At 73.0% G+C, this 24,331-nt stretch carries 23 protein-coding genes; 12 read left to right on the forward strand and 11 right to left on the reverse strand.

Features of this window, described 5'->3' with window-relative positions; genetic code table 11:
• Positions 1–66: 66 nt before the first annotated feature.
• Complete coding sequence (locus ACWENQ_RS31670; RefSeq protein WP_452417462.1) at positions 67–1,032, reverse strand: MBL fold metallo-hydrolase; 966 nt, start codon at positions 1,030–1,032, stop codon at positions 67–69.
• The gene (locus tag ACWENQ_RS31675; RefSeq protein WP_452417464.1) at positions 1,032–1,682 is read right to left on the reverse strand and encodes a TetR/AcrR family transcriptional regulator; all 651 of its coding nucleotides are present in this window, start codon (positions 1,680–1,682) and stop codon (positions 1,032–1,034) included. Before ACWENQ_RS31675 ends, ACWENQ_RS31670 begins: the two co-directional genes overlap by 1 nt.
• Positions 1,683–1,859: 177 nt before the next feature.
• On the opposite strand from ACWENQ_RS31675, the gene ACWENQ_RS31680 reads away from it, so the two are divergent.
• Complete coding sequence (locus ACWENQ_RS31680) at positions 1,860–2,447, forward strand: TetR/AcrR family transcriptional regulator (protein WP_452417466.1); 588 nt, start codon at positions 1,860–1,862, stop codon at positions 2,445–2,447.
• A gap of 232 nt (positions 2,448–2,679) precedes the next feature.
• Here the strand turns inward: ACWENQ_RS31680 and ACWENQ_RS31685 are convergent, their stop codons facing one another.
• The gene (locus ACWENQ_RS31685) at positions 2,680–3,075 is read right to left on the reverse strand and encodes an NUDIX hydrolase (RefSeq protein ID WP_449925068.1); all 396 of its coding nucleotides are present in this window, start codon (positions 3,073–3,075) and stop codon (positions 2,680–2,682) included.
• Positions 3,076–3,210: 135 nt separating this feature from the next.
• Between ACWENQ_RS31685 and ACWENQ_RS31690 the strand changes: the two genes are divergently transcribed.
• Positions 3,211–3,864 (forward strand): DedA family protein, encoded by a 654-nt coding sequence (locus ACWENQ_RS31690; protein WP_449925065.1) that lies wholly within the window; start codon positions 3,211–3,213, stop codon positions 3,862–3,864.
• Here the strand turns inward: ACWENQ_RS31690 and ACWENQ_RS31695 are convergent.
• The 6 genes from ACWENQ_RS31695 to ACWENQ_RS31720 all read right to left on the reverse strand — a co-directional run bounded on the left by ACWENQ_RS31695 (position 3,808) and on the right by ACWENQ_RS31720 (position 11,156).
• A complete protein-coding gene (locus ACWENQ_RS31695) occupies positions 3,808–4,548 on the reverse strand; it encodes a GntR family transcriptional regulator (protein ID WP_449925062.1) in 741 nt (246 codons plus the stop codon). The two genes, ACWENQ_RS31690 and ACWENQ_RS31695, sit on opposite strands and share 57 nt — an antisense overlap.
• Before the next feature lie 261 nt (positions 4,549–4,809).
• On the reverse strand, positions 4,810–5,868 hold the full coding sequence (locus ACWENQ_RS31700) for a DUF917 domain-containing protein (RefSeq protein ID WP_449925059.1): 1,059 nt from the start codon (positions 5,866–5,868) through the stop codon (positions 4,810–4,812).
• On the reverse strand, positions 5,861–7,378 hold the full coding sequence (locus ACWENQ_RS31705) for a hydantoinase/oxoprolinase N-terminal domain-containing protein (RefSeq protein ID WP_452417468.1): 1,518 nt from the start codon (positions 7,376–7,378) through the stop codon (positions 5,861–5,863). Before ACWENQ_RS31705 ends, ACWENQ_RS31700 begins: the two co-directional genes overlap by 8 nt.
• A 14-nt stretch (positions 7,379–7,392) precedes the next feature.
• The gene (locus ACWENQ_RS31710) at positions 7,393–8,703 is read right to left on the reverse strand and encodes a purine-cytosine permease family protein (protein WP_449925054.1); all 1,311 of its coding nucleotides are present in this window, start codon (positions 8,701–8,703) and stop codon (positions 7,393–7,395) included.
• A gap of 51 nt (positions 8,704–8,754) precedes the next feature.
• Positions 8,755–10,056 (reverse strand): hydantoinase/oxoprolinase N-terminal domain-containing protein, encoded by a 1,302-nt coding sequence (locus ACWENQ_RS31715; RefSeq protein WP_452417469.1) that lies wholly within the window; start codon positions 10,054–10,056, stop codon positions 8,755–8,757.
• Positions 10,053–11,156, reverse strand: a complete 1,104-nt coding sequence (locus tag ACWENQ_RS31720; protein ID WP_452417471.1) for a DUF917 domain-containing protein — start codon at positions 11,154–11,156, stop codon at positions 10,053–10,055. Before ACWENQ_RS31720 ends, ACWENQ_RS31715 begins: the two co-directional genes overlap by 4 nt.
• Positions 11,157–11,243: 87 nt before the next feature.
• Between ACWENQ_RS31720 and ACWENQ_RS31725 the strand changes: the two genes are divergently transcribed.
• Entirely contained in the window at positions 11,244–12,557 is a 1,314-nt protein-coding gene (locus tag ACWENQ_RS31725) for a PucR family transcriptional regulator (RefSeq protein WP_452417472.1), read from the forward strand.
• 3 nt (positions 12,558–12,560) lie between these two features.
• On the forward strand, positions 12,561–13,325 hold the full coding sequence (locus ACWENQ_RS31730) for an inositol monophosphatase family protein (RefSeq protein ID WP_449925044.1): 765 nt from the start codon (positions 12,561–12,563) through the stop codon (positions 13,323–13,325).
• Between the two features lie 118 nt (positions 13,326–13,443).
• Here ACWENQ_RS31730 and ACWENQ_RS31735 read toward each other — a convergent pair whose 3' ends face one another.
• Positions 13,444–14,079 carry a GntR family transcriptional regulator gene (locus tag ACWENQ_RS31735; protein ID WP_452417473.1) on the reverse strand — a complete coding sequence of 212 codons (636 nt, stop codon included), beginning with the start codon at positions 14,077–14,079 and terminating at the stop codon, positions 13,444–13,446.
• 21 nt (positions 14,080–14,100) lie between these two features.
• Between ACWENQ_RS31735 and ACWENQ_RS31740 the strand changes: the two genes are divergently transcribed.
• On the forward strand, positions 14,101–15,288 hold the full coding sequence (locus tag ACWENQ_RS31740; protein ID WP_452417475.1) for a CaiB/BaiF CoA transferase family protein: 1,188 nt from the start codon (positions 14,101–14,103) through the stop codon (positions 15,286–15,288).
• Positions 15,285–16,238: an HpcH/HpaI aldolase/citrate lyase family protein gene (locus ACWENQ_RS31745; RefSeq protein WP_449925036.1), complete on the forward strand. Its 954-nt coding sequence runs from the start codon at positions 15,285–15,287 to the stop codon at positions 16,236–16,238. The genes ACWENQ_RS31740 and ACWENQ_RS31745 overlap by 4 nt, the downstream gene beginning before the upstream one ends.
• A gap of 184 nt (positions 16,239–16,422) precedes the next feature.
• On the opposite strand, the gene ACWENQ_RS31750 is transcribed toward ACWENQ_RS31745, so the two are convergent.
• Positions 16,423–17,061, reverse strand: a complete 639-nt coding sequence (locus tag ACWENQ_RS31750; RefSeq protein WP_449925033.1) for a TetR/AcrR family transcriptional regulator — start codon at positions 17,059–17,061, stop codon at positions 16,423–16,425.
• 131 nt (positions 17,062–17,192) lie between these two features.
• On the opposite strand from ACWENQ_RS31750, the gene ACWENQ_RS31755 reads away from it, so the two are divergent.
• The 6 genes from ACWENQ_RS31755 (at position 17,193) to ACWENQ_RS31780 (ending at position 24,275) form a co-directional block, all read left to right on the forward strand.
• On the forward strand, positions 17,193–18,530 hold the full coding sequence (locus ACWENQ_RS31755) for a purine-cytosine permease family protein (protein ID WP_452417476.1): 1,338 nt from the start codon (positions 17,193–17,195) through the stop codon (positions 18,528–18,530).
• A gap of 41 nt (positions 18,531–18,571) precedes the next feature.
• Positions 18,572–20,149 carry a hydantoinase/oxoprolinase N-terminal domain-containing protein gene (locus ACWENQ_RS31760; protein ID WP_449925027.1) on the forward strand — a complete coding sequence of 526 codons (1,578 nt, stop codon included), beginning with the start codon at positions 18,572–18,574 and terminating at the stop codon, positions 20,147–20,149.
• Positions 20,149–21,267 (forward strand): DUF917 domain-containing protein, encoded by a 1,119-nt coding sequence (locus ACWENQ_RS31765; RefSeq protein ID WP_452417478.1) that lies wholly within the window; start codon positions 20,149–20,151, stop codon positions 21,265–21,267. The genes ACWENQ_RS31760 and ACWENQ_RS31765 overlap by 1 nt, the downstream gene beginning before the upstream one ends.
• Before the next feature lie 238 nt (positions 21,268–21,505).
• Positions 21,506–22,495, forward strand: coding sequence for a sugar ABC transporter substrate-binding protein (locus ACWENQ_RS31770; RefSeq protein ID WP_354916298.1), 990 nt, complete (start codon positions 21,506–21,508; stop codon positions 22,493–22,495).
• Positions 22,492–23,520: an ABC transporter permease gene (locus ACWENQ_RS31775; protein WP_452417479.1), complete on the forward strand. Its 1,029-nt coding sequence runs from the start codon at positions 22,492–22,494 to the stop codon at positions 23,518–23,520. The genes ACWENQ_RS31770 and ACWENQ_RS31775 overlap by 4 nt, the downstream gene beginning before the upstream one ends.
• Positions 23,517–24,275, forward strand: a complete 759-nt coding sequence (locus ACWENQ_RS31780) for an ATP-binding cassette domain-containing protein (protein WP_449925015.1) — start codon at positions 23,517–23,519, stop codon at positions 24,273–24,275. Before ACWENQ_RS31775 ends, ACWENQ_RS31780 begins: the two co-directional genes overlap by 4 nt.
• Positions 24,276–24,331: the final 56 nt, after the last annotated feature.

The following is a 24,331-nucleotide window of genomic DNA, read 5'->3' on the forward strand; positions in this document are numbered from 1 at the left end:
ACGGTCGCCGAGAATCGGCCTGCGCTTGCGCCGGTGGATCAGCCGCGGCGTGGCGGCGATGGTCGGTCAGGCGGCGACGCGGGCGATCTCGCCGGTGAGCCAGCGGTAGGTCAGCAGGATGTTGAGCCGGTGCAGGGAGCGCATCAGCGCGGTGAACGCCTCCGGCAGGCCGGGCAGGAAGTCGATGCCCCACAGCGGGGCGTCGTAAAGCGTCTCGATGGGCCGCCCGGCCTGGTGGTGACGGGTGACGGCGGCATTGAGCTGCTCCAGGTAGCCGATGAGCACGCCGATCCCGGGCTCGGCGGGACCGAGGAAACCGTGTCCAGGCACCAGGGTGTCGACTTCGAGGGTGGCGCGCATGGTGCGCAGCGACGTGACGTAGGCGGCCGGGTCGCCGACCAGGCACATGGGCACGATGCCGCCCGCGGGTCCGGCGAAGTTGCCGGTCCAGGCGATCTTGGCGTCAGGGACGTGCACGATGGTGTCGCCCGAGCCGTTGCCCGGTCCGAAGTGCCACAGGTGGACCACCCGGCCGCCCAGATCGATCTCGCAGAAGCGGTCGACGACCACGTCGGGCCGCCGCCAGGTGATGACCTCGTCGAGCGCGGCGGCGTCGCCGTACATGCTCTCGGCGCGGGCACGCTTGGCGGCGGCCAGGTCGGTCATGGCGGCCTTGTTGGCGCGCGAGGAGTAGATCGTCACCTCGTCGCCGAAGGCGGCGTTGCCGAAGGTGTGATCGCCGTGGTAGGTGGTGTTGACCAGGTATCGGATGGGCACGTCGGTCAGGCCCGCCGCCACCTCCTGGATGTGCCGGCCGATGCCCGGCGTGACGCCCGCGTCGACGACCAGCGCCGCCTTCTCGCCGACGATGAGGCCGTTGTTGTCCTTGGGCGGCTGGTTGGCCATCAGCGCGTACACGCCGCGGGCCAGTTCGGCCGGGTGCAGCCGCAGGCCGACGGGGCTGAGGTTGGGCGCGATGAAGCCGGGGGGACGTTCGGTGATCTCCTGGCTGATCACGGGGGCACAGAGCATTACCGCTCTCCTTCGTGCGTGGTGACGCAGGTGAGAAAGAAGCCGACATGGTCGGCGATCATGTCGCGGGCGGTGTCCGGGTCGGTGTCCGGTGTCTGGCCGCGCAGATAGAGCAACCGCACCACGTGCAGCGGGGCGAACAGTTCCCAGACCAGTTGCCTGACGGGCACGTCGGCCCGCATGAGGCCGTCCTCCTGCCAGCGGCGGAAAGGCTCTTCCAGCCCGGCGCGGGCCTCGTCGATCGCCGCGGCGAGGGCGCCGGTGCCGCCGGCGCCGGCGCCCTCGCGCGCCATGACGGCGGCGAAGAGCATGGCGCGCGGCTGCGTCCATGCCTCGACCAGGCGTTCGGCCAGCACGTGTACGGCAGCGCTCGGCCCCATCTCCGCCAGCGCCGCGGACTCCACGCCCAGCACGGAGAACGACAACGGGCCCATCCCCGCCAGCAGGGCGTCGTAGATGGCCTGCTTGCTGGAGAAGTGCGCGTAAATGGCGCTGTCACGCACGCCGACGGCCCCACCGATCTGCCGGACGGTGGTGGCGGCGAAGCCTTGCCTGGCGAACAGCTCCAAAGCGGCGTCCAGCAGCCGGTCACGTGTGGCCGGCCCCTGACTGCGGGGTGGCCGCCCTGGCCTGCGCGGTGCGGTGTCCATGCAATTAACTTAATTAGCGCTCATTTAATTAGTCAAGAGCCTCGCGATCACGGCGGGCGGAAGCCGTCGCTCGACCGAAGCGGACCGGATCTCCCATAGGTGGGGGTTAGGCGACGCCGTACAAACCCATCCTGTGCCGGTCAGCATAAGATGTGAGCGATAGCATAGGAGGGTGGCGTGACAACGCGACGAGAGCAGACTAGCCAGGAGAGCCGTGAGCTGATCCTCTCGGCCGCGGCGGAGTTGTTCGCCGAGAAGGGGTACCGGCAGACCACGTTCGCCGACGTGGCGGAGCGGTCGGGGATCAGCAGGGGCTCGATCCCGTGGCACTTCGGCAGCAAGGAGGGGCTGCTGCTGGCCGTGCTCGAACGCTCGGTGGACCTGGTCCGTAGCGGGTTCCCGGCGGAGCCGGAGAAGGGAGAGGTGGGCTTCGACCGCCTGGGTGAAGGCGTCGACCTGCTCCTACGGCTGCCCACCTCGAGGCTGTTCGTCACGCTGCTGGTGGAGGCGCTGGAGCCTGGGTCGCCGATCCAGGGCCGCTACGTCGAGATCCACGACACGTTGCGCGACCATTGCAGGAGATGGCTGGAGCGGTTGCCGTTGCCGCCCGGCATCTCGGCCGAGACGCTGGCCGTCACGCTGGTGGGCGCCGTGATCGGCATCCACCAGCAGTGGCTGCTCGCGCCCGACCGCGTCGACCCGCAGGCGGCCGTCGCCTGCCTCGGGCTGCTGGTCACCGGCATGCCGCCGGGGCCCTCCGCCTGAACCGGCACTCGGCATGGGTGAACCTCGAAGTCATGCTGTCCCACGCCGGTCTGGCCGATGACCTGCCTCGCCGGCGGACCCCGGATCGCGAAGACCCCTGGCGGCGCACTGTCGGGGCATGGCTTGACGGAGATCACGCTGCCGCGGCGCGGCGGCCGGCGCAGGCGGTCGGCGCGCACGCCGCCCTGTTCCGTGCCGTGCTCGGGCACGTGGGGTGGGCCGTGGTGGTCCGTCAGGGGATCAGCAGGCCCTGCGTGTGGAGGGTGTCGAGGACCAGCCGGTTGGCGGCGGAGACGCGGTCGCGGTCGGCGTGGGTGAGCCAGGCGATCTCCGCGATCTCTGCCTGCGGCGTGAGGGTGCCGGAGTAGTCGGCGGTGTAGCAGGTCATCCGTACGGTGACATCCGTCTTGCCGTGCGCCGGCGCCTCGTAGGTGCCCACGTGGTGAAAGGTCTCGGGGACCAGCGCGACGGTCAGCTCCTCGGCGATCTCGCGCAGGAGAGCGTCGACGTCGCTCTCGCCGGGCTCGCGCTTTCCGCCGGGCAGGTAGAAGGCGTCCATCCCGTGGGAACGGGCGCCCAGCAGCCTGCCGTCCTCCAGGAGGACCCACGCGACCTTGTCGATCACCATCTGTCCCCTCCCCGTGATCGTCGTGCTGCGAGGGTTTGCGCAGCTGGCCGACCTGTTCCGCTCGTCACCAGGGTAGTCCCTGCCCGGTGCGCCGGCCTGTGCCGACAAGTTCTCTCCACTGGTTAAGGTGGCCGGATGCATATCGACGAGTGGCTGCAGGCGATCCCGCCGGTGTGGATCTGTGCGTTGGTCGGCGTGGTGATCGGGCTGGAGAGCGTGGGCATCCCGCTGCCCGGGGAGATCGTCCTGGTCAGCTCGGCCCTGCTGTCGGCCAAGGGCGTGGTGGACCCCGTCTGGGTGGGAGCGTGCGCCAGTGTGGGGGCGATCGTCGGCGACTCGATCGGGTACGCCGTCGGCCGCAGGGGCGGCAAACGGCTCTTCGTCCGGCTCGGCAGACGCTTCCCCAAGCACTTCGGGCCGCACCACATCGCCAAGGCCGAGCACTACTTCCACCGGTACGGCATGTGGACGGTGTTCTTCGGGCGCTTCATCGCCCTCCTACGCATCCTGGCCGGGCCACTGGCGGGGGCCCTGCGCATGCCGTACTGGAAGTTCCTGGTCGCCAACGTGCTGGGCGGCGTCGTCTGGGCGGGCGGCACCACGGCGGTGATCTACTACCTGGGGATCGTGGCCGAGAAGTGGCTGAAGGGGTTCTCGTGGGCGGGGCTCGGCGCGGCCGTCCTGTTCGGGATCGCCACCACCTGGTACGTCAAGAGGAAGGCGAGCAGGGCGTCAGCGCTCGATGAGGGTGACCTCGAGGGAGTAGTGCGAGGCCCGGTAGACGTGTGAGCCGTGCTCGACGGCCTTGCCCTGGTCGTCGTAGGTGGTGCGGACCATGGTCAGCAGCGGCGCGCCCCTGCGCTCGTCGAGCAGCTTGGCCTCGGTCGTCGAGGCGGCGCGGGCGCCGATGCGCTGGTTGGCGACGCGCATGCGCACCCCCGCGGCGCGCAGCAGCTCGTACAGCCCGCGACCCTGCAGGTCGTCGGGAGTGAGCGAGGCCAGGCCGACGGGCAGCCAGTTGTGCAGCAGGGCCAGCGGCTCGCCCGCGGCGAAGCGGAGCCGTTCGAGATAGAGTGCCTCGTCACCGGGGGACAGGCCGAGGACCTGGGCGACCTGCTCGTCGACCGGTCGCGGCTCCAGGGCGAGGACCTCTGTCGCGGGCTCCTGCCCGGAGCGGCGCAGGTCGTCGTAGAGGCTGGTCAGCTCGACCGAGCGCTTGACCTGGCCATGGACGACCTGGGTGCCGACGCCGCGCTTGCGGACCAGCAGGCCCTTGTCGACGAGGTACTGGATGGCCTGGCGGATCGTCGGCCTGGACAGGCCCAGCCGGTCGGCGAGCAGGATCTCGTTGTCCAGCCGGGAGCCGGGGGCGAGGTCGCCTCGCCGGATGGCCTCGGCGATCTGCTCGGCTACCTGGAAGTACAGGGGGACGGGGCTGGAGCGGTCCAGATCGATCGCCAGGTTCGCGGTCATGTGATCAGGTTAGCGAGGTCAGAATGTCCTGACAAATCTTTCCTCGATAGCGCGGGCACCCGGCGGGTGCGCGCCCGGCCGGGGGCGCGCCTGGTGGTCCGGCGCGGGGCCGGGGTCGCGTGGAGAAGAAGCGGGCACGCGACCCCGGCTCCGACAGCCCCGGCCCTGACGGCACCGGCCCGCCACCGTCCGGCCCGGATGGTCCCGGTTCGGACGGTGGCGGGGCGGGGAGGGCGCCGAGCGGTAGTCCGGTGAAGGGGGTCAGGCGGCCGGCAGCGGCCGGTGGTCGCAGTCGTAGCCGAAGTAGCGCGGCCCCGCCAGCTCGAGCCCCGCGGGTGTGGTCCACCGCGGGTCGCAGGGGGCGCCGATCACGGTGACCCGCAGGCCGTACCGCATCGACTCGGTGGTCACCGGCTCGCCGGTGTCGGTGTCGAGGACGCAGATCAGGTCGGGGGTGGTCGCGACGATCTCGCCGTCCCTGCGCGCGAGCAGGTGCTCGTTCTGGAAGCTGAGCTCGAAGTCGCCCTCTCCCGACAGCAGCGCCCTGCCGCGGGCGAACCCGCCGGTGGTGCGCCGCTCGACGTCCACGACCTTGCCGGTGAACAGCCGGACGCCGCCGAGCGTGGACGTGGCCGCCGCGACGGGGTCGGTGTGGGCGGCCCGCGCCTGCCGTACGGCCCGCCCGAGGTCCTCCGCCAGCGTCAGCGTGGCGGGGACCAGACCGTCGGCGAGCTGGTCGCCGCGCAGCACCGTGTCGGCGGAGGAGATCTGGCAGCCCATCTGGACGCAGGCGGCGCGCGCGATGCGCTCGGCCCAGTGGTTGGAGACGGCGTCGAGCACCAGCGTGTTGCCCTTGTCGTCGGCGAGGGCCATGGGCGTGTTGGACACGCCGATCAGGGTGGGCAGCACCATCTGCGCCTCGGGGAAGGCGCGGCCCATGGCGTCGCCGTCGACCAGCGGCAGCCCGGCCTGGGCGGCCGCGGCGATGGGGATCATCGAGTTCACGCCGCCGATCTCGATGGGCACGATGTGGGTGGCGGGCCGGCCGATGACGGCCTCGAGGGCGCGTAGCGCGGCCAGCTCCTCGGTGCCCGCGGGCAGCTTCTCCAGCAGCACGGTGGGCGCGCCCATGCTGGAGACGGGCACGACCGTGGCGTCGGCGGGGACCTCGTCGATGTCGTAGAGCGTCACCGGGCCGTGGCGCCTGATCGCCTCCCTGGCCAGGAGCTTGCCGACGTAGGGGTCGCCACCGCCACCGGTGCCGAGGATGCCCGCGCCTCTGGCCATGTCGTCCAGCTGCTCGATGCCGATCTCACGCATTGATCTTCTCCAAGTCCAGGTCGCCGACGGCCTTCACCCTGATGCGGGTCGCGTCGCCGGGCAGGTAGGCCAGCGGGACCTCCTCCACCTCGGCGATGCGCACGCTGCCGGTCCGCGCGCCCGCCCGTTCGGCGCGGGCGACGGCCTCGGCCTTCGCCTCCTCGAGGACGACCTGGCGCGGGCCCGCGTAGACCTTGTCCACCTCGCCGCCGACCTGGGCGATGGCGGCGCCGACGGCGTTGGCCACGGCGAAGTGGTCGGGCCTGCGCACGTCGTCGAAGCCCGGCAGGTCGGAGATCAGGACGCTGCCGCCGCCGACCAGCACGACCGGCAGCGGCGCGGGGGAGGTGCGCATCCGGTCGACGGCGTCGGCCACCCGTTCCGCGATGACCTTCAGCGACCTGGTCGGATCGACGCCGGCCACCAGCGAGGGGTCGCCGATGTCGGCGTACCCGGCGGCGACCGCCAGGTCGGTGGCGGTCAGCGTGCCGCCGCCGAACACCAGCGCCTCCTCCGGCAGCCGGAAGCCGACGCTGCGCGGGCCGACGGAGCCGTCCCCGGCGACGACGGAGCCGCCACCGATGCCGATCGACAGCACGTCGGGGATGCGGAAGTTCGTGCGGACCTCGCCGACCATCGCCTCCCCGGCCGCCTCGCGGGGGAAGCCGCCGACCAGGATGCCGATGTCGGTGGTGGTGCCGCCGATGTCGACGACCGCGCAGTCGCTCAGCCCCGACAGGTACGCGGCGCCCCGCATCGAGTTGGTCGGCCCGGAGGCGAAGGTGGCCACCGGGTAGCGCAGCGCCCGGGAGACGTCCATGAGCGTGCCGTCGTTCTGCGACAGGAACAGCGGCGCCTCGATGCCCGCCACCCGCAGCGCCTGCCCGAAGGCGGCCACCGTCCGCTCGGCGAGCGGGCGCAGGGCGGCGTTGACGATGGTGGCGTTCTCCCTGGCCAGCATGCCCACGCGGCCGATCTCGCTGGACAGCGAGAGGTGGACGCCGGGGCCGAGCTCGGCGGCCAGGATGTCGGCCGCGGCCCGCTCGGAGGAATCGCTGACGGGGGAGAAGACCGAGGAGATCGCCACCGAGCGCAGGCCCCTGTGCCTGATGTCGGCCGCGACCCGCTTCAGCTCGGCCGGGTCGAGGGCGGAGATCGGGCTGCCGTCGTACTCGTGGCCGCCGTGGCACAGGTGGACCGCGCCCTCGACGACCTTGCGCAGGCGCGACGGCCAGTCGACCATCGGCGGCAGCGCGGCCGTGGCGGGCAGGCCCAGCCGTACGGCGGCGACCGGTTCCAGGCGGGCGCCCTCGACCAGCGCGTTGACGAAGTGGGTCGTGCCGATCATGACCGCGGACACCTGGGTGGCGCCGAGGCCCGCGAGGGCCGCGGCGACCCCGCCGGTGACGTCCTCGGTGGTGGGGGACTTGACGGTGGCCAGCACGTCGCCGCCGTCTCCGATGAGGGCGGCGTCGGTGTTGGTGCCGCCGACGTCGATGCCGATGCGCATGGAGTGGGATTCCTTCAGACGGTGAGGAGTTCGCGGGTGCCCCGGACCAGGCCGAGCTTGCCCGCGACGATGTAGGCCAGACCGGCCAGCAGGAGGGAGTTGAGCGCGGGGATGCCGATCCACTGGTGCTGCTCGCTCAGCCAGCCGACCAGCGCCGCCGCCCCCCAGATGACCAGCGTCGCCGGCACCCAGGTCGGTTCGGTCGCCGGCAGCGCGCCCTCGTCCCGCGAGGCGTCGAGCGCCGGCCGCCAGCGCTTGACGACGAAGTACTCGGCCACCATGATCCCCGCGATCGGCGGGGTGATGACGCCGAGGACGAGCAGGAAGTCGGTGAAGCGCTCCAGGATGCCCATGGCGGCCAGGACGCTGCCGAGCACGCCGATGCCGACGGTCACGGCGACCCGGTTGAGCCTGACGCCGACCGTGGACTCGACGGCGCTGAGCAGGCCCAGCGCCGAGGAGTACAGGTTCCAGTTGTTGATCTTCACGGTGGCGGAGATCAGCACGATCACGCCGATCACGCCGGAGGAGGCGGTGATGATGGCGATCACGTCGGACGACTTCACCGCGTAGGCCAGCAGCACGCCGGCCAGGCCGAGCACGTACTCGCCGAGCGAGATGCCCACCAGCGTCTGCTTGATCACATCGCCAGTATTGCGGTTGAAGCGCGTCATGTCGGGCGTGGTGACGGCGCCGACGATGTAGGAGCCGGCCACGATCGTGGCGCCGGTGGCGATCGAGATCGGTTCGCCGAAGGGCGGCGACGCGACGAGGGTGCCCAGGTCGTGGCGGGAGATCTCCACCCACATCGCCCATCCGGCCAGGCCGAGGAAGGCGGGCACGGTGATGAACGCGGTCAGCCCCATGGCCTTGAAACCGCGGACGACCAGCGCGGTCACGCCCAGGCCCGCGATCAGCGACCAGGCCCACAGCGGCAGCCAGCTCATGATCGAGTGCAGCCCGGCGGCGAACACCGCGGTCTGCACGCCGAACCAGCCGAACAGGCTGAGGGTGATGATCACGCCGATCAGCGTCGCGCCGTAGCGGCCGAAGCCGGTCCACCGGGCCAGCATCGAGGTCGACAGGCCCTCGCGCATGCCGGCGATGCCGACGAAGATGCAGACGATCTCCAGGATCACCGAGCCGAGCGTGAAGGCCCAGAAGGCGTCCCAGAAGGACAGCCCCGCGCCCAGCGTGGCGCCGAGCAGGAACTGCGTCAGGTCCGACAGCTGGCCGAAGCGCTGCACCGCCACGTTGAACCAGGGGTAGCGGGCGCCCGGTGGCACCCGCTCCAGCGGGTAGTCCTCATCCGTCGTCGTTGCCATGGGGGAGACGCCTTTCACAGGGGGGTCACAGGGGCAGAGGGGGTCACAGGATCACAGCCGCGCGGGCGGGCCGGCGGCCCTGGCGCGCAGCCGTACGAAGGGGCCGGGCAGGTAGTCCAGCGGGGTGTCGGCCGCCTCGACGATCCGCACGTGGAGAGGGTCGGCCCCGGCACGGACAGCGCTGGCCCTGGCCTGCTCGACCACCGCCTCCATCGCCGCCGGCAGGTCCGCGCGGCCGGCCAGGCGCACGATGCGCTCGTACTGGCCACCCACGGGGCTGGTGGCCGCGCCGATCGCGCCGACCGCGGTCGCGTGCTCGGGATGCAGCCCGTCCGGTACGGCATGCGCCCCGCCGCCCACGACGACCAGCGGCAGCCGTCCCGCCCCGGGCTGCATCCGGTCGACGGCCTCGGCCAGTTCGGCGGGCTCGACCGGCCTGGCCACCCTGACCAGCTCGGGGATGCGCAGCCCGACGGGCACGCCGCCGATGAGGGCGCCCGCGACGGCCTCCTCGGGGAAGCCGCCGGCCAGCGCGCCCACCCTGACGCGGCGGGCGCCGACGTCCGCGACGACGGCGTCGGCCAGCCCGGTCAGCGCGCCCGCGCCGCGCAGCATGCTGGCCGGCCCGCTGCCGAGGCTGAGCCCCGGATGCCGGGCCAGGTGTTCCAGGCTCATCAGCGTGCCGTCCCCGCGGGTGACGTGGACGGCGGTGACGGGGGCCAGCGCCGAGGCGAGGCGCGCGGCCACGTCCGCGGCGAAACCGGACAGGGCGGCGTCGAGGACGGTGGCGTTCTCGCGTTCGAGCAGCCCGAGGCTGCCGAGGTCGGCCGACAGCGCGATCGGTAGGTCGCCGAGCTCGGCGCGGACGATCTCGGCCGCCTGCTGTTCCTGCTCGGCGTCGAGCGGCGAGAACAGGCCGGTGACGGCGACCGCCTGGGCCCGGCCCGCGACGGAGGCGGCGAAGCGGGCGACGGCGTCGCGGTCGAGCGGGGTCCAGTCGGCGCGGTCGAGGCCGCCGCCCCCGTCGACGACCGCGCTGCCCGCCTCGACGGCGCGGCGCAGGTCGTCAGGCCAGCCGAACAGCGGCCTGATCGCCTGCGCCTCCTGGCCGCCGATCCGCAGCGCGGCCACCCTGCACAGGCCGCGCCTGCCGGCGACGGCCGAGGCGGCGCCGTGCAGGCCGACGGCCACCTGGGCGAGCGGCGGGGCGGCCAGCCGGCCGAGGGCGGCGGTGACGCTGGCCACCGGGTCGCCGGCCACGGAAGCGACCTTGACGGTGGCCAGGACGGCGCCCGCGTCGTCGAGCAGGGCGGCGTCGGTGTTGGTCGGCCCGATGTCGACGCCCGCCTTCACCGCGCCACCTCCCCGGCCCCCGGCCGGCGCGGTCCGCCGGAGGCGGGCGGCGCGCCGACCGCCGACGAGCGCGCCCGGACGCGAGGCGCTCCGGGGGCGGCGCCCGGCCCGGAAGGGGGGAGACCGCGGGCGGGAACGGCCAGGCCGGTGAGGCCGAAGGCCTCGGGGCCGGCCAGGCGCAGCCCCTCCTCGGTGTACCAGACCGGGTCGCAGGGCACCCGCACCACCGACACCCGCAGGCCGTACCTGACGTGCTCGGTGTCCACGACCTCGCCGGTGCGGGCGTCGAGCAGCGCGATCACGTCGGGCACCACCGCCAGCGGCGCGCCGTCCTCCAGGACGGCCAGGAACTCGGTGCCCGCCTCGATCCGCACCAGCCGGCCGAGATCGGCGCCCAGGCCCTCGATGACGATCGAGCCGGTCTCGGCGATCTTCCCGGAGACGAGGGGCGCGGGCAGCTCGGTGCCCAGGCGCAGCGCGCGCGTGACCGAGCCGAGCGCGGTGGCCGACGCGACCTGGTGGCCGCGCATGACGTACTCGGTGGTGGCCGCCTGGCCGCCGAACGGCTCGAGCGCCGCGCGCACCAGCCGTTCCAGCCAGCGCCCGTCCACGTGCTCGATCACCACGGTCCTGCCCCGGCCGTCGCACATCACCGCGGGGGTGGCGGAGATGCCGCGCAGTTCCATCACGGTCTGGTTCATGCGGGGGAAGGCGCGGCTCATCCCGTCGGCGTCGACCAGCGGCAGGCCGAGGCGGGCGGCCCAGGCGAGCGCCAGGCAGCCGTTCGCGCCGCCGATCTCGCTGGCCAGCACGGCGCCGGCGGGCGTGCCGTACCGCTGCTCGATCTGCCGGCGCAGGTGCACGGGCTCGTCGGTGCCGCCGACGCGCTCGGACATCACCGCGGAGGAGCCCGCACTGCCGACCGGCATCACCAGCAGCTCGGGGTCGAGCTCGCCGGGCTGGACGACACGGACCGGCCCGTGGTCATACAGCGCCTGGAGCGCGGCGGCCCTGGCGATCGTCACGGGGCCGCCGCCGCCCGAGCCGAGGACGGCGCATCCCCTGGCGTAGGCGGGCAGTGACCCGGTGTCGATGCGCATGCCCCCACAGTAGGAACTCCCAGGCCATGCATGGTGTGCCGGCAGAACCTCATTGGATGGTCAGTGTGCCCGTGGCACACTTCAGGGATGGACGGGGTGGACGGCCTGCGGCATCTGGCCGGGCCGATGCGCGGCCGCCGGGCCACCGGTGTCCGGCTGGTGGAGGACCTGCGGCGGATCGTGTCGCAGCCGGCCGGAGCCGTGCTCGTGCTGACCGCCGCCGCGGCGCGCGAGGCGGCCGGATACCGCCTGGAGGTGGCGCTGCGGGACGCCGGCGCGGCCGGCGCGGCGGCGCTCGTGCTGACGGCGCCGGTGGAGGTGGGACGCGGCGCCGCCGCGCTGGCCGAACGGGCCGGGATCGCCCTGCTGGCGGCGGAGGGCGACCTGGCCGAGCTGGTGGTCGCCCTCGACAGGGCCATCGCGGGCGACGCCGCCGACGCGCTGGTCCGGGCCGACAAGGCGGTGCGCGGCGTGCTCGGCGCGGGCGGCGTGCCCGCCCGGATGGCCGAGGCGGCGGGGGCGGCGCTCGGCGTCGAGGTGGGAGCCGACTTCTCCGCGCCCGAACGGGACGACCACCTCGGGCGGGCGACCAGGATCGTGCTGCGGCTGGCCGAGCTGGCCGCCGCCGCCGGACCGGCCGAGGAGCCGCCCGCCCGCTCGCGTGCCCAGGTGCTGACGGAGCTGCTGATCGCCCCGGAGAAGCAGGCCCAGGAGCTGGCCCCCAGGGCGCGGACGCTCGGCCTGCCCGTCGACGGCTGGCACGTGGTGCTGCGTGTGGAGGGGCCCGAGCCGTACGCGCTGCTCGACACCGTCGCGGCGCGGGCCGGCCGCGTGGTGCGGGACCTGGTCGGTCCCGAATGGAGCGTCGCGATGGCCGACGGCGCGCTGATCGTGGTCCGCACCACGCCCCGCGACCAGGGGCGGGCGGGGCTGCGCGCCGCCGCCGCGGACGCCGCGCTGCTCCTCGAGCGGGTACCTCCGGCGGGCGCCCGGTTGCGCTGCGGCGTCAGCACCGCCCACCAGGGCCTGCTCGGGCTGCGCACCTCCGCCTCGGAGGCCCGTACGGCGCTGCGCCGCAGCCCGGCCGCGCTGGCCACCTACGACCTGGCGGGGCTGGACCGGATGCTGGAGGAGTGGTACTCCTCCGACGCGGCCCAGCAGGCGGTGCGGGAACTGCTGCAGCCGATACTGGAACAGAAGAGGGCGGGACTGCTGCTGGACATCCTGAGGGCCTACCTCGACCACCACGGCTCGCCGGCCAAGGCCGCAGAGGAGGTGCGCATGCACCGCAACGCCGTGAGCAGGAACATCAGGCGCATCGAGACGCTGCTGCAGGCCGACCTCGACGACCCGCAGCAGCGTCTGGCGCTGCAGCTGGCGTGCCGAGCGGCAAGGATATGAGACATGACCGAACTACTGGACATCGCGTCGGAGGCGGCCAGGGCGGTCGGCGGGCCGCTGCGCAAGGCGTTCCGCTCCCGCCCGCCCGTCGAGACCAAGCGCGACTTCCACGACCCGGTGACCGAGCACGACCGCGCCGCCGAGGAGACGATCCGCGAGGTGATCCTCTCGCACCGCCCCGACAGCGTGATCGTGGGCGAGGAGGGCGGCACCACCGGATCCGGCGAGGTGACCTGGTACGTCGACCCCATCGACGGCACCGCCAACTTCGCCGCCGGCATCCCGTTCTTCTGCGTGTCGATCGCCGCCGCGGTGGAGGGCGAGCTGGTCGCGGGCGTCGTCTACGACCCGGTGCGGGAGGACGAGTTCACCGCCTCCACCGAGGGCGCCTGGTGCAACGGGGTCTCGCTGCGCTCGCGCGGCGCCGTGCGCGACCGTGAGGCGATGCTGCTGAGCAGCTACCCCACCCCGCGCGACCTCGACCAGGACGGCCAGGCCGCGCTCGACCGCTACGCGGCGGTGGTCCGCTCCTTCGCCGCGGTCAGGCGGCTGGGGAGCGCGGCGCTCAAGCTGGCGCACGTGTCCGGCGGGTGGGCGGACGTGGCCTACGGGAGGCTGTCGAACCCATGGGACGTGGCGGCGGGGGCGCTCCTGGTACGGCAGGCGGGCGGCGTCTACCTCGGCGACCCCCTGGTGCCGGGGGACTACCTGGCCCACGTGGGCGGCTTCGACCTCGCCGCCTCGGCCCTCGCCGACGTGGCCGCCTGACCGCGCGGGCCCGGTCTTCTCCGGCGCGCGCCTCGCGGACCCGGACAGTGGCGACCGCTTCGGCGCGCGGGCTCCGGCCCCGCCCGTCCGCTCGACGCGGCGCCCGCCGGGCCCGCCGTCAGGCCCGGCGGTGGGCCGCACCCGCCTTCACGTGCTCGATCATGATCTGCTCGGCCGTCTCCCCGTCGCCGCGCTCCAGCGCCATCAGGATCCGCTCGTGCGCGTCGAGCTGCCGCTCGGCCACCTCGGGGTCCAGCCACAGCGACGCCCCCGGCGGCACGGGAAAGCTGGCCCTGACCCCCCTGGCGTGGCGGCCCAGGAAGGCGGGCCCGCCGATGTCGGCGATCCGCAGGTGGAACTCCTCCGACTGTCCGCCCAGCAGGTCGTGCCGCCCGGCCGCGGCGTCCGCGACCATCGACTCGTGCAGCCGCCTGAGCTCGGCCAGCTCCGCCGCGGCGATGCGCCCGGCCGCCAGACGTGCGCCCAGGCCCTCGACCACGGCCCGCACCCCGTAGAACTCCTCCAGCGCGTCGTCGCCGAGGTCGACCACGGTCGCCCCGTGATGGGCCTCGTAGCTGATCAGCCGGTCCTTCTCCAGGCGGCGCAGCGCCTCCCTGACGGGCGTCACCGACACCCCGAGCCGGGTGGCGACGGCGGCGGCGCGCAGGGCGGTGCCACCGGGGATCTGCCCGGTGCGGATCTCGTCCAGCAGGACCTCGTAGACGTAGTCCGCCTTGCTCAACGGGTGACGCATAACTTATAAGATATAGGACTTATGACCAGTCTTGCCGATATCCGGGTGATCGACGTCGCGACGTTGTTCGCGGGGCCGTCCGCCGCGATGATGCTGGGCGACTTCGGCGCCGACGTCATCAAGATCGAGCATCCCCGCCGCGGCGACCCCTCACGCGGGCACGGCGCCGCCAAGGACGGCGTCGGCCTGTGGTGGAAGTCGCTGTCACGCAACAAGCGCGCCGCCGCCGTCGACCTGTCCGCGCACGAGGGACAGGAGATCCTGCGCCGCCTGGCGCGCGGCGCCGACGTGCTGGTGGAGAACTTCAGGCCCGGCACGCTCGAACGCTGGGGCCTCGGGCCCGAGCACCTGATGGAGCTCAACCCGCGCCTGATCGTGGCCAGGATGACGGGGTTCGGGCAGGCCGGGCCGATGGCGGGGCGGCCGGGGTTCGGCACGCTGGCCGAGGCGATGAGCGGCTTCGCCGCGATGACCGGCGAGCCTGACGGCCCGCCGACGCTGCCGCCGCTGGCCCTCGCCGACGGCATCGCCGGCCTGGCCATGTCCTATGCGATCATGGTCGCCCTGCACGCCCGCGAGCGGACCGGCCGCGGGCAGGTCGTCGACATGGCGATCATCGAGCCGATCCTCGGCCTGCTCGGCCCGCAGATGACCGCCTACCAGGCGCTCGGCGTGGTCCCCCGGCGTACGGGCAACCGGTCGAGCAGCAACGCCCCGCGCAACACCTACCGCACCCGCGACGGGCGCTGGCTGGCCGTCTCCACCAGCGCGCAGACCATCGCCGAGCGTGTGGTCACCCTGGTCGGACGGCCCGACCTGGTGGCCCAGCCGTGGTTCGCCACCGGCGCGGGCCGGGTCGAGCACGTCGACGAGTTGGACGAGGCGGTCGGCTCCTGGATCGCCGAACGCGACGCCGACGAGGTCGTCGCCCGCTTCGAGGAGGCCCAGGCGGCGATCGCCCCGATCTACGACGTGCGCGACATCGCCGAGGATCCGCAGTACGCGGCGCTGAACACCTTCATCGAGCTGCCCGACGAGGAGCTCGGCTCGGTCACCGTCCAGAACGTGCTGTTCCGGCTGTCGGAGACGCCGGGCGAGGTGCGCTGGACGGGCCGCCGCCTCGGCCAGGACACCGACGAGGTGCTCGGCGAGCTCGGCTACGCGCTCGAGGAGATCGCGAAGCTGCGCGAGAACGGGGTGGTGGCGTGACGCTGACCTGGCTGTACGTGCCGGGCGACCGGCCCGAGCGGTTCGACAAGGCCATGGCGTCGGGGGCCGACGTGGTCATCGTCGACCTCGAGGACGCGGTCGCGCCCGCCCGCAAGGACGCGGCCAGGCGCAACGTCGTCGACTTCCTGCGTACCGGCCCGTCGTCCCCGCGAACGCGCGCCGACGATGCCGCCGGTGCCGCCGGGGACCGCGGCGGGCCCGGCGCGGGTGCGCGTGCCGGCGATTCCACCGGGGAGCAGGGCGCGCCGGTGGTGGGCGCGCGGGTCGACGGCGCCGGCTGGGATCAGGGCGGGCCGTCCGTGCACGTGCGGGTCAACGACCCCGCCACGGACCACGGGCGGCGGGACCTGCGGGCGCTGGCCGGCCTGCCGCTCGCCGCCGTGCGGGTCCCCAAGGTGCACTCGGTCGCGACCTTGGACCTGGTGGATCTCGACGTCCCTGTCCACGCCCTGCTGGAGTCGGCCGCCGGCGTGGTGAACGCGGCCGCCGTCGCCGCCCATCCCAGGGTGGCGGGGGTGGCGCTGGGGGAGCAGGACCTGATGGCCGAGCTGTCCATCACCGACGAGGCGGCCCTCGACCACCTGCGTGTGCAGGCGGTGCTGGCCGCGGCGGCGGCGGGGCTGCCCCCCGTGGCGATGTCGGTCTACGCCGATGTGGCCGACGAGGCCGGGCTGCTGGCCTCCACCAGGCGGGGCAGGGCGCTGGGGCTGTACGGCCGGGCGGCGATCCATCCCCGGCAGCTGCCGGTGATCCGCGAGGCGTTCACGCCCACCCCGGAGGAAGTGGCCAGGGCGCGGGAGATCGTCGCGGCCGCCGAGCTGGCCGGCGACGTGGGCGCGGTGGCGCTGCCCGACGGCAGGTTCGTCGACGCGCCGGTCGTGGCGCGCGCCCGCCGTACCCTCGACCTGGCCGACCGGCTGGCCCGCTGACGCCCCGCCGCGCCCGGACCCGTGCCCGCTGGCGCCCGGCCACGTCCCGGCCCGTGCCCGCTGACGCCCGGCCGCGTCCCGGCCCGTGCCCGCTGGCGCCCGCCCGCGTCCGCTGAACAGCCCGCCGCTCCCTGGCCCGCGCCCGCTGACGCCCCGCCGGGCCGGGGTCCGCGCTCGCCGGGCGTCAGGGGCGGGGGGCCCAGCGCCGCGACAGTTCCTCGTCCGAAGGGGCGGGGCCGGGCAGCGGCCGGTGGGCGGGCGGCAGCCGCATGGAGTCGAGCATCAACGTCAAGTAGCGGTGGCGCAGCTCCACCGTGCGCGGTTGCTCGCCCAGCTTGATCGAGGCCAGCTGCTCGAACAGCAGCGCGATGTCGGCGGTGGTGACGTCGGGGCGCAGCACCCCCGCCTCGACCGCCCGGCGGTGCACCGCGGTGGCCAGTTCCGCGGCCCGGGCGGCGTCGCGGTGGAGTTCCTCGGTGGGCTGGAAGGTGCCCGCGAGCGCGATGGTCAGCGAGCTGCTGTCGGCCTCGACGATGTCGCGCATGTAGGCCGCGAAGGCCTCCCACGGGTCGCCGTCCATCGCCAGCGACTTCTCGCAGGCGGCGATGTAGAGCTTGAGCCCGTCGCCGCAGAGCTTCTGCAGCAGCGTCTCCTTGCTGCCGTAGCGCCGGTAGAGGGCGCTGATCCCGACGCCCGCGCGCTCGGCCACGGCCGCGATCGGGGCGCCGGGGTCGGCGGTGAAGACGGCTCTGGCGGCCTGCAGGATCAGTTCGTCGTTGCGCGCGGCCTGCGCACGGCGGCCGCTCATGGGTGCTGCTGTCATGCCCCCAGCATATAGCGGAACATACAATTCCGTTCTAGATGGATGTGATCAAGCCTCTTCCCAATGATCGCCGGGGACCTTAGCGTCGCAGCAGACACCCCATACATCGCCTGACGGGAAGGGGCGGCTGGATGTCCGATGCGGCGATCACCCCCGCGTTATCCGACGAAGGCCTCGCACGTGACGACTACGCGCTCCAGCGGGTGCCCGCCTCGGCCCGCTACGGCTGGCTGACGGTCGCGGTCCAGCGCTTCGGCATGCTGAGCGCGCTGAGCCAGTTCCTGCTCGGTGCCACCCTCGGCATGGGGATGACCTTCTGGGACGCCGTCCTGGCCATCACCGTGGGCGCCGTCATCCTCGAGATCGTCGCGATCGCCGTCGGCATCGCGGGCATGCGCGAAGGTCTCTCGACGACCGTGCTGGCCCGGTGGGCCGGGTTCGGCCGCTACGGCGCCGGCATCGTGGGCATGGTCGTCGCCGTCTGCCTGCTCGGCTGGTTCGGCGTGCAGTCGGCGGTCCTGGCCCAGGGGCTGGCCTCGCTGCTGGGCGGGCCGCCGGTGTGGGTCTGGTCGATCATGGCAGGGCTGGCGGTGACGGCGATCGTGGTGCACGGCTTCGCCGGGATGGCCTGGACCGCGTGGATCACCGTCCCGGCCTTCCTGGCCCTGGCCGGCTGGGCGATCGCGGTCGAGCTGTCGAAGCAGCCGCTGGGCGCGCTGGTCGCCTCGGCCCCGCCGGGACCGGCCCTGAGCCTGGCCGAGGGCGCCACCATCGTCGCGGGCGGCTTCATCGTCGGCGCGGTCATCTCGCCCGACATGTGCCGGTGGAACCGCAGCGCCGCCGACGTGGTCAAACAGACCGTGCTCGGCATCACGCTGGGCGAGTACGCCGTGGCCCTGGTCGGCGTGCTGCTCGCGCACGCGCTGCGCACCGGCGACGTGATCGCCATCGTCACCAGCACGTCCGGAGCGGTGGGCACGATCGTCCTGGTCACCGCCACCCTGAAGATCAACGACTGGAACCTCTACGCCGCCTCGCTCGGCATGACCAACACCCTGTACACCGCCTTCGGCCTGCGCACCGGCAGGGCCGCGGTCACCGTGGCGCTCGGCGTGATCGGCACCGGCCTGGCCGCCGCCGGCATCCTCGACCATCTCGTCGACTTCTTCGTCCTGCTCGGCGTGGCCATCCCGCCGGTGGCGGGCATCATGGTCGCCGAGTACTTCGTGGTGCGCCGCTGGCGTCCCGCGCTGGACGCCTCCCGGCAGGCGGGCACGCTGCCCGAGACGGCCCCGGGGTGGGCGCCCGCCGCCCTGGCCATCTGGCTCGGCGCCGCGCTGGTCGGCAAGTACGTCGCGTGGGGCATCCCCGCGCTCAACGCCCTGCTGGTGGCCTTCGCCGCCTACGCGATCGCGGGCAGGCTCGGTCTCACCGCCGCCGCCCCGAAGGGCACCACCGGCCCCGCCTGACATCCCCTCCCACCCCTCTCCGCGTAGACAGGAGCTCCTCTGTGCGTGTCGGGATCGACGTGGGCGGCACCCACACCGACGCCGTCCTCATGGACGGGACCACCGTCCTGGCCGAGATCAAGACCGCGACCACCGTCGACGTGACCGGCGGCGTCGTCACCGCCCTGCGCGAGCTGCTGGCCGCCTCGGGCGTCGACCGCGCCCGCGTGACCGCCGTGATGATCGGCACGACGCATTTCACCAACGCCCTGGTGACCGGGCGCCGGCTGGCCCGCACCGCGGTGGTACGGCTGGCCCTTCCGGCGACGGCGGCGCTGCCGCCGCTGGCGGACTGGCCCGAGCGGCTGGTGCGAGCCGTCGATCCCAGCGTCCACCTGTGCGACGGCGGGCACGAGTTCGACGGCCGGCCGATCTCCCCGCTCGACCCGGACCAGCTCAAACGCGTCGCGGCCGAGCTGGCGGCCCAGGAGATCGACACCGTGGCCGTCACCTCGGTGTTCTCGCCCGTCAACGCCGAGGTCGAGGAGACGGCGGCGGGCATCCTGCTCGCCGAGCTGCCCCACCTGCGGATCAGCCTGTCCCACCGGATCGGCAGGGTGGGCTTGCTGGAGCGTGAGAACGCCACCGTCGTCAACGCCTGCCTGCGCGACCTGGCCGACGAGATCGTCGACGCCTTCACCGGGGCGCTGCGGGCCGTCGGCATCCACGCGCCCCTCTACCTGTCGCAGAACGACGGCACGCTGATGGACGCCGAGCACACCCGCCGCTACCCGGTGCGCACCTTCGCCTCGGGGCCGACCAACTCCATGCGCGGCGCGGCCTTCCTGGCCGACCTGGCCGACTGCGCCGTGGTCGACATCGGCGGCACGACCACCGACGTCGGCGTGCTCAGCGGCGGCTACCCCCGCCAGGCCACCGGCGAGGTCGACATCGGCGGCGTGCGCACCAACTTCCGCATGCCGGACGTGCTGTCGATCGGGCTGGGCGGCGGCAGCCGCGTCACCGCCGAGCCCGCGCTGCGGATCGGCCCCGACAGCGTCGGCTACGAGCTGACCGGCCAGGCGCTGGTCTTCGGCGGCCGGGTTGTCACCGCCACCGACCTGGCGGTCGCCGCGGGCATGGCCGAGATCGGCGACCCCTCCCTTGTCCGGCACCTCGACCGCGAGCTGGTCAGGCGCGGCGTGGCCTGGATGGCCGGCCGGGTGAGCGAACTGGTCGACCGGATGCGCGTCTCGGCCAGCCCGCTGCCGGTCGTCGTGGTCGGCGGCGGCAGCGTGCTGATGCCCGACCGCCTGGAGGGCGTGCCCGCCGTCCACCGGCCCGAGCATCACGCGGTGGCCAACGCCATCGGCGCGGCGACCGGCCAGATCGGCGGCGAGGTCGACCGGCTGTTCGCCATCACCGCCACCTGCTCGCGCGCGGACGTGCTCGATCAGGCCCGCGCCGAGGCCGTGGAACGGGCGATCGCGGCGGGCGCCGACCCCGGCACCGTCGAGGTGGTCGACATCGACGAGATCCATGTGGCCTACCTGCCGGGCAACGCCGTACGGGTCAGGGTCAAGGCGGTCGGCGAGCTGCGCCTGAGCGGCCCGGCCGGCATCGAGGAGGTGCGGGTGTGATGGGCGAGAACCTGACACTGGAGGGGCTGCGGGACCTGGCTGAGGGGGCGGCGGTGCTCGGCACGGGCGGCGGCGGCGACCCCTACATCGGCAGGCTGCTGGTCGAGCGGCAGTTGCGGGCGGGTCGCCAGGTGACGATCATCCCGGTCGACGAGCTGCCCGACGACGCCCTGGTGCTGCCCTCGGCGATGATGGGGGCGCCCACCGTCTTCGTCGAACGGCCGCCGTCCGGCCAGGGCAACGTCGCCGCGCTGCGGGCGCTGGAGAAACACCTCGGCCGCACCGCCGCGGCGACCATGCCCATCGAGTGCGGCGGCCTCAACAGCATGATGCCGCTGCTGCTGGGCGCCCAGCTCGGGCTGCCGGTCATCGACGCCGACGGGATGGGCAGGGCCTTCCCCGAACTGCAGATGGAGACCTTCGCCGTGTACGGCGTGCCGGGCTCGCCCATGTCGATCGCCTCCGACCACGGCGACGTGGCCATCATCGACGCCCGCGACGACAACGTGCGCATGGAACGGCTGGCCCGCGTCATGACGGTCGAGATGGGCGGGGCCGCCTACATCTGCGACTACCCCATGGACGCGGCCACCGTGCGCCGCACCGCCGTACCGGGCACGCTCGGCCTGGCCGAACGGATCGGGGCCGCGCTCCGGCAGGCGCGCGCCCGGCACGACGACCCGTTCGAGGCGCTCACCGCGGCGCTGGCCGGCACGATCTACAGCCACGGCCTGGTCCTGTTCCGCGGCAAGGTCGTCGACATCGACCGCAGGACCGTCGCCGGGTTCGCCCGCGGCCAGGTGACGCTGGCCAGTCTGGACGATCCGGGCGACCGGATGGTGATCACCTTCCAGAACGAGCACCTCGTCGCCCGCCGCGACGGCGAGGTGGTGGCCATCGTCCCCGACCTGATCTGCACGCTCAACACCGACACCGGGGCGCCGGTGACCACCGAGGCGCTGGCCTACGGGCAGCGCCTGACGGTCTACGCCATCTCCACGCCCGAGATCATGCGCACCCCGGCGGCGCTGGACTGCTTCGGCCCCGGCGCGTTCGGGCTCGGCGAGCCGTACGTGCCGGTCGAACGGCTCGCCGCCAGGTCGGCCGCGGGAACGTGATCCGTACCCCGGTGTAGGTGCCGGCGGACCGGAGCCGGCGACCGCGATCGCGGTGGCGGCTTCGGTCCGCAGCAGGTCACGGCGGAGAATGGCGACATAGGGGACGACGATCCGAGGCCGCCGAGGCAACCCGGGGTAACAAGAACATCTATAAGTCCTAATGTCACGACAAAGTGTTGACGCAGGGGTAATGCGGCGGTTACATCGAGGACGAGCCAGATGGTCATGGAGGTGTCGCATGAACCGGACCCCGATAGTGCTGGCCCTGCTGGGGGCGCTGACCCTCACGGGATGCTCGGCAGGCGGCGACCAGGCCGCCGCCACCGCCTCGGCGAGCGCCTCGCCGACCACCGCACCCGCGCCCGCCGGCGGGATGAACTTCGCCGTCATCACCCACGCCGGACCCGGCGACGCCTTCTGGGACGTGGTCAAGAACGGCGCAGAAGCGGCCGGCAAGCAGTACGGCGTCACCGTGACCTACCAGGGCGACGGCGACGCGGGCAAGCAGTCGCAGCTCATCGACCAGGCCGTCTCCCAGAAGGTGGACGGGCTCGTGGTCTCCATGGCCAACCCCGACGCGCTGAAGGAGTCGATCGGCAAGGCGGTCGCCGCCAAGATCCCCGTGATCACCATCAACTCCGGCCTCGAGCGCTCCAAGGAGTTCGGCGCCCTCACCCACGTCGGCCAGTCGGAGGACGTGGCCGGCCGCGGCGCGGGCGAGCAGCTCAAGGCCGCGGGCGTCACCAAGCTGCTGTGCGTGATCCACGAGGCCGGTAACGTCGGCCTCGACCAGCGGTGCAAGGGCGCCGAGGCGACGCTGGGCGGCTCGGTCGAGCGGCTGCAGGTCGACGGCTCCAACCAGGCCGACGTCAGCTCCAAGGTGGCCGCGCGCGTCCAGGCCGACGAGTCCATCAACGGCGTCCTGACGCTGAACCCCGGCGTGGCCGTCGCCGCCCGCGACGCGCTCAAGGACGCGGGCTCGCAGGCCAAGCTGGCCACCTTCGACCTGTCGGGCGACGTGGTGACCGCCATCGAGGACGGGGAGATCCTCTTCGCCGTCGACCAGCAGCAGTACCTGCAGGGCTACCTGCCGATCACGTTCCTGTACCTGTACAAGACCAACCTCAACACCGTCGGCGGCGGCCTGCCCGTCAACACCGGGCCGGGGTTCGTCACCAAGGACAACGCCGCGCAGGTCGCCAAGCTGGCAGAGAGCGGCACCAGATGAGTTCGGTCACCGCCGACGAACGGCTGGGCGAGGTCGGCCGGGTCCGCCGCCTGCTGATCAGGCCCGAGCTGGGCGCGGTGGTCGGCGCGATCGTGGTCTTCTCCTTCTTCGCGAGCCAGTCGGCGGTCTTCCGCTCGGTGCGCGGCATCGCCAACTGGCTCGACCCGGCCGCCACGCTCGGCATCATGGCGGTGGCGATCGCGCTGCTGATGATCGGCGGCGAGTTCGACCTGTCGGCGGGCGTGATGACCGGCACCACGGGGCTGGTGCTGGTCACGCTGGCCACCCGCTTCGGGTTCAACGTCTGGCTGGCGATGCTGGCCGGCCTGGTCGTCGCGCTGGCCGTCGGCTTCGCCAACGGCCTCATCGTCACCAGGACCAGGCTGCCCAGCTTCATCGTCACGCTGGGCACGTTCCTCATGCTGCAGGGCATCAACCTGGGCGTCACCAAGATGATCACCGGTACCGTGCAGGTCAGCGGCCTGCGCCGGGCCTCCGGCTACGAGTCGGCGCGGACGGTGTTCGGCGGCACCATCGGCGACAGCGGGTTCAGGGTCGCGATCCTGTGGTGGATCCTGGTCACGATCGTGGCCACGTGGGTGCTGATGCGCACCCGCGCCGGCAACTGGATCTTCGCCGTCGGCGGCAACGAGCAGGCGGCCAGGGCCGTCGGCGTGCCGGCCGCCCGTACCAAGATCGCCTTGTTCATGACGACGGCGTGCGCGGCCTGGCTGGTCGGCTCGATCATGGCGCTGCGGTACACCTCCGTGCAGGCCAACGCGGGCATCGGCCAGGAGTTCATCTACATCATCGCCGCCGTCATCGGCGGCTGCCTGCTCACCGGCGGGTACGGCTCGGCGATCGGCGCCTCCATCGGCGCGGTCATCTTCGGCATGGCCGACAAGGGCATCGTCTTCCTCGGCTGGGACGCCGACTGGTTCATGTTCTTCCTCGGCGCGATGCTGCTGCTGGCCACCCTCGCCAACAACATGGTCCGCCGCTACGCGGAAGAGGTGAAGCATTGATCCTGGAAACACGGGACATCGGCAAGAGCTTCGGCAGCGTGCTCGCGCTGCGGAACGTCTCGATGGGCGTGACGGCTGGACAGGTGACGTGCGTGCTCGGCGACAACGGCGCGGGCAAGTCGACGCTCATCAAGATCCTGTCGGGCGTCCACCAGCACGACTCGGGCACCCTGCTCATCGACGGCCGCGAGACGCGGCTGACCAGCCCGCGCGACGCCCTCGACCGGGGCATCGCCACCGTCTACCAGGACCTGGCGATGATCCCCCTGATGTCGGTGTGGCGCAACTTCTTCCTCGGCTCCGAGCCGGTCAAGTCGCTGGGCAGGTTCGACGTGGCCACCGCCAGGAGCGTCGCCCGTGAGGAGCTGCGGGCGATGGGCATCGACATCCGCGACGTCGACCAGCCGGTCGGCACCCTGTCGGGCGGCGAACGCCAGTCGGTGGCCATCGCCAGGGCCGTCCACTTCGGCGCCAGGGTGCTCATCCTCGACGAGCCCACCTCCGCGCTGGGCGTCAAGCAGGCGGGGGTGGTGCTGCGCTACATCGCCAGGGCCCGTGACCGCGGCCTCGGCGTGGTGTTCATCACCCACAACCCGCACCACGCCTACCCGGTCGGCGACCGCTTCCTGCTGCTCAACAGGGGCACCAGCCTCGGCGAGTACGGCAAGGCCGACATCAGCCGGCAGGAGCTGACCTCCCTCATGGCCGGAGGGGCCGAGCTGGAGCAGCTGGAGCATGAGCTCACCAGAGAGTGATACACCTGATGCGGTAATAGAGATCTTATGCCCCGTTCGTATGCGACAGGATGGAT

This window comes from Nonomuraea sp. NPDC004354, assembly GCF_053602555.1.